The organism is Vibrio sp. FF266, from assembly GCF_041439695.1.
Classification (GTDB): domain Bacteria; phylum Pseudomonadota; class Gammaproteobacteria; order Enterobacterales; family Vibrionaceae; genus Vibrio; species Vibrio tasmaniensis_A.
Window position 1 is genome coordinate 19,304 of sequence record NZ_JBGOOO010000016.1, and the last position, 12,504, is coordinate 31,807.

12 protein-coding genes are annotated in these 12,504 nt (G+C 42.7%); 2 read left to right on the forward strand and 10 right to left on the reverse strand.

Annotated features, from left to right (window positions below):
- Positions 1–18: 18 nt before the first annotated feature.
- The 5 genes from ACED59_RS13440 to ACED59_RS13460 form a co-directional block, all read right to left on the reverse strand.
- The gene (locus tag ACED59_RS13440; protein ID WP_017098276.1) at positions 19–1,029 is read right to left on the reverse strand and encodes a TIR domain-containing protein; all 1,011 of its coding nucleotides are present in this window, start codon (positions 1,027–1,029) and stop codon (positions 19–21) included.
- A 171-nt stretch (positions 1,030–1,200) separates the two neighbouring features.
- Positions 1,201–2,598, reverse strand: a complete 1,398-nt coding sequence (gene pntB / locus ACED59_RS13445; RefSeq protein WP_017098275.1) for a Re/Si-specific NAD(P)(+) transhydrogenase subunit beta — start codon at positions 2,596–2,598, stop codon at positions 1,201–1,203.
- A 10-nt stretch (positions 2,599–2,608) separates the two neighbouring features.
- Positions 2,609–4,156, reverse strand: a complete 1,548-nt coding sequence (gene pntA / locus ACED59_RS13450; protein WP_017098274.1) for a Re/Si-specific NAD(P)(+) transhydrogenase subunit alpha — start codon at positions 4,154–4,156, stop codon at positions 2,609–2,611.
- 299 nt (positions 4,157–4,455) lie between these two features.
- Complete coding sequence (locus tag ACED59_RS13455; RefSeq protein ID WP_012600627.1) at positions 4,456–4,737, reverse strand: HlyU family transcriptional regulator; 282 nt, start codon at positions 4,735–4,737, stop codon at positions 4,456–4,458.
- A 38-nt stretch (positions 4,738–4,775) separates the two neighbouring features.
- Entirely contained in the window at positions 4,776–5,144 is a 369-nt protein-coding gene (locus ACED59_RS13460) for a late competence development ComFB family protein (RefSeq protein WP_009845358.1), read from the reverse strand.
- A 392-nt stretch (positions 5,145–5,536) separates the two neighbouring features.
- Between ACED59_RS13460 and ACED59_RS13465 the strand changes: the two genes are divergently transcribed.
- Positions 5,537–6,778 carry a GGDEF domain-containing protein gene (locus ACED59_RS13465; protein ID WP_012600626.1) on the forward strand — a complete coding sequence of 414 codons (1,242 nt, stop codon included), beginning with the start codon at positions 5,537–5,539 and terminating at the stop codon, positions 6,776–6,778.
- Positions 6,779–6,857: 79 nt separating this feature from the next.
- Here the strand turns inward: ACED59_RS13465 and ACED59_RS13470 are convergent, their stop codons facing one another.
- Together ACED59_RS13470 and ACED59_RS13475 are read right to left on the reverse strand one after the other, a co-directional pair.
- The gene (locus ACED59_RS13470; RefSeq protein WP_029223982.1) at positions 6,858–7,868 is read right to left on the reverse strand and encodes a Solitary outer membrane autotransporter beta-barrel domain; all 1,011 of its coding nucleotides are present in this window, start codon (positions 7,866–7,868) and stop codon (positions 6,858–6,860) included.
- A 77-nt stretch (positions 7,869–7,945) separates the two neighbouring features.
- Positions 7,946–8,896 carry a diguanylate cyclase gene (locus tag ACED59_RS13475; protein ID WP_032499905.1) on the reverse strand — a complete coding sequence of 317 codons (951 nt, stop codon included), beginning with the start codon at positions 8,894–8,896 and terminating at the stop codon, positions 7,946–7,948.
- 152 nt (positions 8,897–9,048) lie between these two features.
- On the opposite strand from ACED59_RS13475, the gene ACED59_RS13480 reads away from it, so the two are divergent.
- Positions 9,049–9,486 carry a DUF3069 domain-containing protein gene (locus ACED59_RS13480; protein ID WP_017098271.1) on the forward strand — a complete coding sequence of 146 codons (438 nt, stop codon included), beginning with the start codon at positions 9,049–9,051 and terminating at the stop codon, positions 9,484–9,486.
- Between the two features lie 447 nt (positions 9,487–9,933).
- Here the strand turns inward: ACED59_RS13480 and modC are convergent, their stop codons facing one another.
- The 3 genes from modC to modA are packed head-to-tail and all read right to left on the reverse strand — an operon-like array spanning position 9,934 to position 12,503.
- The gene (modC, locus tag ACED59_RS13485) at positions 9,934–11,040 is read right to left on the reverse strand and encodes a molybdenum ABC transporter ATP-binding protein ModC (RefSeq protein WP_029223981.1); all 1,107 of its coding nucleotides are present in this window, start codon (positions 11,038–11,040) and stop codon (positions 9,934–9,936) included.
- Between the two features lie 5 nt (positions 11,041–11,045).
- Positions 11,046–11,744 (reverse strand): molybdate ABC transporter permease subunit, encoded by a 699-nt coding sequence (modB, locus tag ACED59_RS13490; RefSeq protein ID WP_017098269.1) that lies wholly within the window; start codon positions 11,742–11,744, stop codon positions 11,046–11,048.
- Entirely contained in the window at positions 11,745–12,503 is a 759-nt protein-coding gene (gene modA, locus ACED59_RS13495) for a molybdate ABC transporter substrate-binding protein (RefSeq protein WP_017098268.1), read from the reverse strand.
- Position 12,504 lies beyond the last annotated feature (1 nt).

Below are 12,504 nucleotides of genomic sequence, written 5' to 3' on the forward strand. Positions count from 1 at the left end.
CCATCAGGGCTTAGCTATCTATGCGATTAGTGCGTTCATATCAAACGAGAGCCCTGCTTTTTTGAATTCTCTTAGTAGTTGCGTTTTCCAGTCAGATTTAACACCGATATAAACAACACCTTGAATATCGTTTTGAATCTCAACCCCTGGTTTAACCATCGCAGCTACTTTATCTCTGCCAAGCCGTGCAATAAAGTACCCATGCTCAAACACAACATTCTGACGTGCTCGCCCATTAAGGTCTGGTTCACCTTTCTTTCGCCCCTCATCACAAGGTGTGTAGAGAACAATCGCATAATCAGCCTGACCGTACTCTTCGATTTTCTCAATGATAGTATTGCCACCACTAGCTTGATTCATAAGTACGATAGGCTCTAACCCAACAGTTCGAACAAAAAGCTCAACCTCCATTCTCAAATGCTCATCATGACCGTGAACAATAAACACTTTCTGTTTACTAGTTTGTGGAGTTGGGTTCATTGGTTGTTCCGTTGATGTTGGTTGTTGAAACCTTGCTTGCACAGCCTGTTGAAAGGCTTGTTGTACTGGTGCTCGTGTCGGCTGTTGAGTCGTTTGCTGTGCCGGAGTACGAACAGGGGTTTGCAAAGGTTGTTGCATCGCATCTCGTATCGCTTGCTTTATCGGTGCTACTTGAGCTGACGGACCGCCTAATTGAGCTGAGTAAGTACCACGGCTTAACTGGTTAGCAATTACTAAACATTTATCTCGCAGTTCATCGCTGTAATCAGCAGTGTCAAAGTAAGAACCAGACGCACGTTTCTCGTCGTAATATTCAATAAGCCCGTTCAGAACACGACCTACGACCATATCGCTACTAACCTGCCAAAAGCCTCGCATACGATTTGCTTTAGAGCCTGAGCCTACTTGATATTGTGGCTCATCAATATCGATACCGTAATCTTCAAAGAACTCAGCTAGTGTCCTGTGTGAGAAATCAAGTAAATGACCGCCACCCATTTGTAAGTACTTCTCTAAAAGCCTGATATCTCTTTTTGCCAGTGTTGCCATAAAATCTCCTTATAATGCGGATATTCTATCACTATCATCCAATTAGACTAGTAACTCACACACGGATTTTAATAAAACAAATCCCCTAACCGATTGCTTTAGCATAAAAAACACTCAAACAAAAAGCCCGTCATTACGACGGGCTTTTTTATTAACTTAACGAACTACCCACTAAAGATGCTCAAGTATGTGTAAGCAGCTTGACTTAGCATCACCAAACAACATCTGCGTATTCTCTTTGAAGAACAGCGGGTTTTGCACACCTGCATAACCTGTGTTCATCGAACGTTTGAATACGATAACGTTCTGAGCATTCCAAACTTCAAGTACTGGCATGCCAGCGATTGGACTATTTGGATCTTCAAGTGCTGCAGGGTTCACTGTGTCGTTTGCACCGATAACCAAAACAGTATCGGTCTCATTGAAGTCATCGTTGAGTTCGTCCATTTCAAGAACGATATCGTAAGGTACTTTTGCTTCAGCAAGTAACACATTCATGTGACCCGGTAACCGACCAGCAACTGGGTGGATACCAAATCGAACATTGATGCCCTGCGCTCGCAGCTTCTCAGTGATTTCATGCACTGGGTATTGAGCTTGAGCTACTGCCATGCCATATCCAGGAGTGATGATGACTGACTTTGAGTTTTTAAGCATGTCAGCCACGTCTTCAGCTGATGTTTCGCGGTGTTCACCTTGCTCTTCATCACCATCAGACACAACCACGTCTTGGCCGAATCCACCAGCAATAACGCTGATGAAAGAGCGATTCATCGCCTTACACATGATGTAAGAAAGAATTGCACCTGACGAACCAACCAATGCACCGGTTACGATAAGCAGATCGTTCGCAAGCATGAAACCTGCCGCTGCTGCTGCCCAACCAGAATACGAGTTCAGCATAGAGACAACCACTGGCATATCTGCGCCACCAATCGATGCCACTAGGTGGTAACCGAATGCGAATGCGATAAGAGTCATAACCATTAGCGCGAACATACTGCCGTCCGCTTTAACGAACATGATCATCAGTAGTGTAGAAACTACGATCGCCGCAAGGTTCCACTTATGCTTATGAGGAATGTTCAATGCAGACGAAGAGATAACGCCACGAAGCTTACCAAACGCAACAATAGAACCCGTGAACGTCACCGCACCTATAAACACGCCAAGGAACACTTCCACTAGGTGGATCACGTGCTCTGCATGAATATCAGCAGGGTTGATAGAAACAGTAGCAGGTGGATCAATGTAACTGTTGTAACCTACAAGTACTGCTGCCATACCTACGAAGCTGTGCAGAATTGCCACCAGCTCAGGCATTTCAGTCATTTCTACTTTTCTTGCGTAGTGGATACCAATACCACCACCGATCACCATAGCAATGATGATCCATACAATACCTGCAGAATGTGGGCCAAAGATCGTCGCGATCAACGCGATTGCCATACCCGTGATACCGTAATAGTTACCTGCGCGCGCAGATTCCTGTTTCGACAACCCAGCCAAGCTCATAATAAAGAATACAGCAGCCACAATATAAGCTGCTTGTACTAATCCTTCAGACATCTGTCACTCCTTAGTCTTTACGGAACATTTCAAGCATACGTTTGGTTACGGTAAAGCCACCAAAGATATTGATACTTGCAATTAATACGGCAATAAATGATAAGAACGTGACAACGCCACTTCCTTGTCCTATCTGTAACAGTGCACCGACTACAATGATTCCTGAAATCGCGTTAGTTACGGACATCAAAGGCGTATGCAGAGAATGGCTTACATTCCAAACGACGTAATAACCCACCACACAAGCGAGTACAAAAACGGTAAAGTGAGATAAGAACGCAGCAGGAGCAACTGAAGCTACCCAAGCAAATGCACCTACAGCAACCGCCATGCCTGCCACTTTCTTAATTGGAGAAACCGGCTCTTCAACTTTAGGCTCCGGTTTAACCGCTTTGGCCTTAGCTTGTTGTGGTTGAGCTGAAACTTGAATTGGTGGTGCAGGCCAAGTGACTTCACCCTCTTTAACCACGGTAACACCGCGTAGCACGACATCTTCAAAGTCAATATTGATGTTGCCATCTTTCTCTTTGCAAAGCAGTTTCAGCAAGTTAACTAGGTTCGTTGCATACAGTTGAGATGATTGAGTCGGTAGTCGACCAACCATATCTGTGTAACCTACCACTTTCACGCCGTTAGCCGTTGTAATGACTTGATCCGCAACGGTATATTCACAGTTGCCGCCATTGGCTGCCGCAAGGTCAACAATCACACTACCAGCACTCATGCTGTCTACCATCTCTTTGGTAATCAGCTTAGGTGCCGGACGACCTGGGATCAGTGCCGTTGTAATGATGATATCGACATCTTTAGCTTGAGCTGCATACAGTTCTTCAGCTTTCTTATTGAATGCTTCAGACATCTCTTTTGCGTAGCCGTCGCCCGCGCTGGTATCTTCCTTGAAATCCACTTCCAAGAATTCAGCGCCCATAGACTCAACTTGCTCTTTTACTTCAGGACGAACATCGAACGAACGAACGATCGCACCCAAACTACCCGCAGCGCCAATTGCTGCTAGGCCAGCAACACCCGCACCAGCAACCAGTACCTTCGCGGGTGGAACTTTGCCTGCCGCCGTAATTTGACCTGTGAAGAATCGACCAAACTCATGCGCCGCCTCAACAACAGCACGGTAACCCGCGATGTTAGCCATAGAACTCAATGCATCTAACGCTTGAGCTCTTGAAATACGAGGTACAGAATCCATCGCCATCACGTTGATATTACGAGTGGACAATTGTTCCATTAATTCTGGGTTCTGAGCTGGCCAAATAAAGCTGACCAATGTTGCGCCATCTTTAAGAAGATCAATTTCATTTTTAGTTTCGTCAACGATCGGAGCGTTAACTTTAAAAATAATATCGGATTTCCAAGCTTCATCTGCGGTGACAATTTTTGCTCCAGCTTGTTCATAAACTGCATCTTCAAAACTTGCTAACGCACCTGCTTGTGATTCAACACAAACTTCAAATCCTAATTTTAGAAGCTGTTCTACCGATTTCGGCGAAGCAGCGACTCGCGTTTCACCTGCGAGTGTTTCTCTTGGTACACCAATTTGCATAGCTATTCCTTGACTATTGGCACAATGACTTATTCGTTTGTATCTAACGACAACTAATACTTCAAGCGTTTTATTCAAAGAACAGGAAAAGTTATTACTTATAACGATTTGGATGGAATTGGAGCACTTCATTTGAAGAAATGACGCCTCTTTTGAGCCAAGAGGTCAAACCACTTGCAAATATTCCTTTAAATAACAACCTACTAGCTGTTCTTTGTTCCTAAAACTAAAAAGAGCTTTCAGCATATACACTGAAAGCTCTCTAAATTATGACCAACATCAATTCTAACCCTATTTGGTTAGCTAAAAATGCTATCGCCCATTTGGTCGATGAACATCTGCGATTTTTTAAGCATCAGTTCATCGGCATCTTGTTTGTTTGAAACAACATCTGAACGAATAAAACGATGGGTTTTGATTTCACCATCAAATTCTTTCTCGATTCGCCCAGCTACACGGTATTGACCAGATTCAGCAATGGCATCTTGATAGATATTGAAGCCTTTGTATTCGACTGGCTCAATTTCTACTTTTTGTTCGGTTTTTTCTTTGCCACTAAATAATCTAGAAAAGAATCCCACGTTTTTACTCCTTAAATGACCGCATTAACCGTAAACTATCATGACTGTTTACCGCTCAACAATGGCTTTTCATACCATTGTAATTCAACGTCATCATCAAAATTATGTTGACTAAAGATTACGGGTACATTGTCGTCACGCTCTCGCCTTCTGTCGTCAATGATCATACTTTCTGCATTTTTGACCGCGATCTCACTATTTCGTTTATACAGCACCAATTTATCCTCTGGCAATGCCGATAGAAAATCGACATCGAAGCGAATATAGATGGGTTTAAGCTGACCTAAAGCCAAACACGCAAGATCGGCTAACTGTTCGTTAGTATAGCCAGAAACATACTCTTCTGTCGCTAATACATTTCCCACCAAAGTTTCCATATAGTTATGGACATCGACACTGATTTGCATATTACACCTCCATGTTGAGCGGTTGTTTCTAGTTTAATCGTTGTTACAGCTAATCATTGTTGTAACTAATTGCCGTTGTTGCTAACCGCTTCTGCAGTTAGGCGTATAACATCTGTTCATTGCTACTTAGGTAACCACCTAACTCTTAAGCACAAACTACCTTAATTTAGTTAAGTATCAATAACGGCTGTTTCATTTATCATATATACTGTTTAGCTCGTTCTTAGGTTAATAGCAACTGAAACACATATAAATTTAATTGTACAATTAGCGAGCTATGATCATGTTTTTGCTATAATTTAATGAAAAAGCTTGGCAATTGCTTGTTTACCCGTATCCTACGTATAAAATTAAAATATAAGATCATCATTATAGTTAGGCTCACCACATAAATGACATCTTCTTTCGTCACGTCGAGCATATTTCGATTTTGCTTTCCCTTACTTCTATTAGCAATATTACTTGCAGGTATGAACAACGTCATCCTAGTGACGGATTCAAACTTAGGGTTTGCTAGCAACCTCCCATACATTCTATTGAGCGTTGCGGTTTTGCTGTGCCACACATTTAAGCAAGGTCGTATGGCCATGGTGTCCTTAACCATGCTCGTCGCATACCTCATCATTCAAGTTCGTTTACAAACGCCACTCAACACAGGCACCACTCTATTAGAACTGTCTCTGTTAACCGCTTTAGTTCCTGTAACATGCTTACTGGTGTATGCCTTCCCAGATAACGGCGTTAACTCGAAATCCATGTTCCTATATGCTTTGGTTCTCGTTCTGTTTACGGTATGGGCACAATTAATTGTTTCTCATTTCCAGTCAGGTGGATTTGAGTCATGGAGCGAAGGTATCCTGTTTATCGTTAACGGATTCTCGAGGCTACCTTTCGTTTTAGTGCTGTATAGCCTTTGTTTACTTGGCCTTACGTCGATTTTAGTTCTAGTATACAACCGCGCGATTGATGTTGTCGTATACAGCGCAATTTTACTTTCTACTAGTACATTCATATTTTTTGATGTGCAATACATCTCTAGTACGATGTTCTCGCTGTCTGGTACGCTATTCATTATCTATGTCGTCTCTGCTAGCCACGATATGGCCTTTAATGACCGTTTAACTAACATTCCAGGTAGACACGCACTAGAAGTGGATATGAAGCACTTAGGGCGAAAATACTCAATGGCGATGGTTGATATCGACCACTTCAAGAAATTTAACGATACCTACGGGCATGACATTGGCGACGATGTGTTGAAGTTGGTAGCACGTATATTGAGTGAAACAACCGGTGGTGCAAAAGCTTATCGCTATGGTGGTGAAGAGTTTACGATTATTTTTAAAGGCAAATACTCGGAACAGGTTAAAGAGCACCTTCAAGTTCTCATTTCGGAAGTACAAAACTACGATATGACGATTCGAAATAGCAACGATCGCCCTGACGACCATGAAGTCGGCATTAAAAAACGTGGTCAGAGCAACAAATCAACTGAAGTCGTAAACGTAACGGTGAGCATTGGGCTGTCTGATAGTAGAACCACTAAACAACCCGTAGAAGTCTTGAAACTTGCCGATAACGCACTGTACAAAGCAAAAGAAACTGGCCGAAACAAGCTGTGTGTCGATAGTTAAAGACGTTGAAAGTCTTGGAATGTAAAGCTCTGAACATCGTAATTTAACGGTGTGAACATCGAAAGCGTTGGTGCTTAGACTAGTCTTGGTTAAAGAAGATGACTAAGCTCCCTCCTTTCAAACTACTTCCGTAATTGATAGTAAACCCTATTCCTACATTGTCGACCCAGTCATTAAACAGATTTGGGTTAAGCAACCAACCTACACTACCTTCGTAGTAAGCTGTAGTGCCCATAGACGCGACAGTATCACCACCAATATCTATTCTTCTTATACTCGAATACATAGATGTGATGTTTTTGTCCCAACGAACTAAGTCATAGAAGATCTTAGCTTCATTTGCTATGTACCAACCTTCTGGGTGACCAATGTTACCGTTATTGGCTTCTCCCCAACCTATACCATTAAAGTAATGCCAACTGGTACTGAGTTTATATTTACCCCAGTCATTCTTATCTTCAAACATCAACTTTATCTTAGGCTCTATTATGTATGCCCAAGCATCCGTGTTCAGATAAAGACCATCCAGCTGACCTTGAATTGGTGCAAGCAACGAAGAACGATATTCAAAATCGTTTCGATAATAGGAAATATGGTTACCAATTGCAGAACTAAAACTCCAGTATTCGTTCAACTGGGATACGTTTGCATACTCAACGTAACCAGAAACAACAGACTCTTTTTGAAAGTCGCTTATCGTTGAAGTGGCATATTGAACATCCTTCTCTATCCGCAACGCAGATAAACGAAGTGTTACTTCTTGATGGTTGTCTTCAATATAACTTGGCACTTCAAAGGTATAAGGAAGGCTGAGGGAAGCGATATTTTGTCGGCGACTTACTGAGTCATTAGAGCCAATATCTTCATTGTCCAAACTAAAGACTTTGTTGGGATCAAAATTATTTATGCCAAAGGTAAACACATCCGTATCATTGAGCAAAACACTCGTTGCGAAGGTTTGTTCAATGTCTTTTCTGACCAATTCAGAGAGCGAAGCTGCGTTAACAGCTGTTGGACACACGGAAACAAACAGAGTTAATACAAGACCTTTGTTTGAGTTAGTCATGACGAATGACTTGGAATGCTGCATTTCTTTTATCACTTAAGTCACTTCCTGGCTTATAAGCTACTAGAAGTATAATTCAGGTTACTACCGAAGCTCGTCAACTATTGCTCAAGCTCCATAATATCGCGTTGTATGTAGGTATTTCTTCCGCTTTGCTTGGCCTGATACAGTGCTTGGTCAACCTTTTCGTAAATAGAAGCGATAGCCTCACCACCTTCAGGCACGAATGACAATACGCCTTGTGACGCTGTCACTCTGTCAGACACTGCTGAGTAGTCGTGGACGTAGTTCATTTGATGCAGTGCTTCTTTTACACGATTGGCCTGTAAATTAGCCCCTAAGCTATCGGTATCACTCAGAATGATGACGAACTCTTCACCGCCGTAACGTCCAACAAACTCTCCAGCTCGAACAAAGAGCTCTTTCAAAGTATTGGCAAGCCCTTGCAGGCACTTATCCCCTTGAATATGGCCATAGTTATCGTTGTAAGGCTTAAAGAAGTCAACATCGAGTAGTATGACGGTCATGGATATATTACGTCGTCCGTGCCACGCAATGCTCTCTTCAAGCTTAGTATCCATATATCGTCGGTTGTACAATTTGGTTAGGCCGTCTTCGTTGGCTTGTTGTTGCAGTAAAATATTCAGTTCTTCGAGTTTGGCGGTACTCTGTTTTAACTCTCGTCTCATGTGCGCAATACGCTGCATCGCAATCAACTTAGAGTTCAAAACAACTTTGTTTACCGGTTTGATCAAATAATCATCGCCGCCGGCATCTATCGCTTTTGCGATCATTTCAGGCTCTTCATGACCGCTCAAAAAGATGATCGGAACCCATTCTGGGAATTGCCGACGAACTTCGTTAGCGACCTCAAAACCATCCATGTCTGGCATGCTGATATCCAATAACACGAGTTCAGGATCAAAATCAGAATAAACATTCAGGGCTTCTTTTCCGCTACCAACAGCTTCTACAACATGACCCAGTTGCTTGAGTCGAATAGCGAGTTGCATTCTATCCAGTTGAACGTCATCAACTAGCAATATGCGCATCGAAGATCCCTTTTCTATCATCACATCACCTTTATCTAGTGTTGAATATTCAAAGTAGCTCAAATTTGGGCTTAAATCATGCCCTAATCTCTATATTATATTGACTTTTTTACAGATCTTTTTAGCATTGTTTCTTTTTAAAGAGAAATACTATGTCAGACGCTACAAACAACGAAGTACAAGAAATCGATTTAACCACTATCTCACCAGAGCTTCGCCAAGTTATCGAATTTGATGAAGTGCCTAAAGAGATGCACAACATGGTTACTTCTATTCACGAAGTGTCTGAAGAAGCAGTGCGTGAAACTTGGAGCAGCCTTCCAGCAAGCGCACAAAATGTTTTGGACAACTTTGAGCAATTCCACGCTCTAATCTCTGTTAGCCAAGCTTTCGCTGGCGTAAACATGATGGAGGAGTTCCCTACTCTTAAACTTCCAGAAGGCATGACTGATGAAGAAAAAGAAGAGTACCGAGCTCAACTACTTGACCAAATTTTACATAACTGTGTAAAAGACATGGCTAAGCAAATCAAGAAAGCGCGCCGTGATGCTATCTTGAAGCGTGATTTCAAAGAAGTTTTCATCCGCTAAGCTATTCAGAGCACCTAAATTTAGGTTGAATGCTTAAGGAAAACTTAATGATTAAGCCGTATGTTATTTAAAACATGCGGCTTTTTTGTACCAGCAGCTTTTTCTATACGTTCTTTTTCTGCTCGCTTCTTCTATTATTCGAATGTAACGTCTGGGTTCTTGTTAGTGCAGGGATTCTCATTGTGGCTCTTAGAATTCTAACTTTTCTCATCGCACGGAAGGTGTGCATTAACACTCATACAGTATGACGCAAAACTGGCAGTTACACCGTATAAAATGACGCATGTAGTCATTTATGGAATCAAGATCGAGTCACAGAATCAAGTTCGAGTTTTACCCGTTCTAAAATGAAACCAGAAACCAAGTACGTCGTTGGGCCTTAATGTATTACCGCTAGATCTGAATATCTTATCGCATGAGCTTGCGGCATGAACTTAGTGCATAAGTTTAGTGCGTTATCGTAATATCTCTTTGCGCAACACTCACGCCTTTAATTTGTGCGTAGACACGTTGTCCAATTTCTAAATTCAGCTCATCCAGCGCCCACAATGTAATAGTCGCCCATAGGTAGCATCCGGCCTCAAGTTCTAACTCGACAGCGACACTCTGCTTATTCGAGCCTTGCTGGTGCGTCTCTACCCTTTTAATAGTGACAGGAAGGATATTACGTATCGAAGTGCCTTGCGGCTGCTGTAGCGTGATAGAGACATCATTTGCCCTCACTTGCAGCCTTACCGTAGTGCCAAGCTCGCTCGACACCTTTTGAACCCAAAGTGACGTTGATTTACCTAACGTTAGACGTGACAACGCATAATCATCATTATGTTCCGCTAATGTCGCTTCAAACAACGAACTTTGCTCTGAAAAAGATTGCCACGGTTGCATGGCTCTCGATGCCCATACCTCTTCCGTCATCCCCGATGAAATAACTTTGCCTTGCTCAATGATCACAAGGTGATTTGCCAAGCGTAATATTTCATTGAGGCTATGAGTGACATAGATAATCGGTATTTGAACGGTTTCAGATAAGTTTTCCAGAAACGGCATTACTTCACGCTTACGAGGTAAGTCCAGAGACGCCAATGGCTCATCCATCAATAGAATGCTGGGCTTAGACAACAGTGCGCGGCCAATCGCAACACGTTGCTTCTCACCGCCAGACAGACGGGCTGGATAGCGATCAAGCAGCGAGCCCAACGATAGCAACGAGACTATTTGCTCAAAGTGCGCTTTGTCAGCACCTTTCATGCCGTACTTAAGATTCGCCGCGACTTTCATGTGTGGGAACAATCGCGATTCTTGGAATACATAGCCGACGTTGCGTTTGTGCGTTGGTAAGTTGATGCCATTTTCACTATCGAACAGAATGGTTCCAGATACGCTGATCAAGCCACTATCTAGTTGTTTGAGACCACTAATGGCATTGATAAGTGAAGTTTTACCTGCACCAGAACGACCGAAAATTGCCGTAATACCAGTACTTGGCAATTCTAAGTCAATATCAAAAAACGTTTCACCAAGCTGTTGCTGATATTGGAGGACTAAAGCGCTCATGCGACTCATGCGTTGCCCCCCAAACGTTTTGCTGACTTTTTGTTGAGCCATTCAGAAAGCATCAGTGAACTCAGTGCGATCACAATAGAAATGACACACAAACGTGCGGCTTCCATTTCTGCTCCTGGGGTTTCAATAAAGGTATACATGGCTAAAGGGATGGTTTGAGTTTCACCGGGAATATTTGAAACGAAGCTGATAGTCGCACCAAATTCACCCAGACTTCTTGCAAATGAAAGCATGGTGCCAGTAATGATCCCTGGGATCATCAGCGGTAATGTAATAGTGAAGAACACACGAAAAGGTGAAGCGCCCAATGTAGCAGCGGCCTCTTCAAGTTTACTGTCTACGGTTTCTAAGCTCAGTCGTATAGAACGTACCATCAGAGGCAACGCTACGACCACACACGCTAGAGCAGCGCCCTTCCAACTAAAGCTGAATACAATACCAAACACGTCATTAAGCCAAGAGCCAATGACGCCTTGTCTGCCCATCATCACTAGCAACAAATAACCAATAACCACGGGTGGAAGCACCAAAGGCAAATGGACAATACTTTCTACAATGCTTTTGCCCACAAATTGTTTCTTAGCAAGCAACCATGCCAAGCCGATGCCGATAGGAATAAGCCACAAGATGGCAAAACCAGCGACTTTCAAGCTCAGCATTAAGGCTTGGTATTCGTATTCCGATAGATACATCATTTAACGCACTTCAAATCCAAAACTGTTCAAGGTGTCCTTCGCTTTTTCGCTCTTTAGGAAAGTATAGAACTGTTCTGCGACGACTTTATCGCTCAATTTAGCTACAGGGTAACGTATTGACGTATGTAAATCTGATGGGAACGTCGACACTAGGTTCACTTCTTTAGAAAGCAACGCATCTGTTTTGTAGACAATGCCAAGCTTAGCTTCACTACGCTCCACCAAAGCCAATGCCATACGTACATTGTTACTTGGTGCCAATCGAGTCTTCACATCATCCCATACACCTAACGTTTCTAGCGCTTCTTTCGCATAGAGACCCGCAGGAACCGACATGGTGTTGCCAACTGCAAGTCTTTCATTCATTAGAAGTTTAGCCCATTGGTCACCGCTTGAGAGGTCCAAAGATATTAGCGTCTCTTTCGGGGAAATTAACACGAGTTCGTTTTCGCACAAGTTTGTGACATTGTCACTAGAAACCAATTGACGATCGACTAAATGCGTCATCCATTTTTCGTTTGCCGAGATAAAAATGTCTGCTGGCGCACCTCGTTCAATTTGGCGCACCAAAGACGACGTGCTCGCATACACTGGAATAACATCGACAGAATGATCTTTCTCAAACTCTTCAACCAACAAGTTAACCGCGTTCGTCATCGACGATGCAGCATAAACTCGTAGTTTTTCAGCAGCCAAAAGATGAGTAGAACTCAGTGCTGAAACTAAGACGATAGTTAAAAGGATGACTCGTTTTTTCATT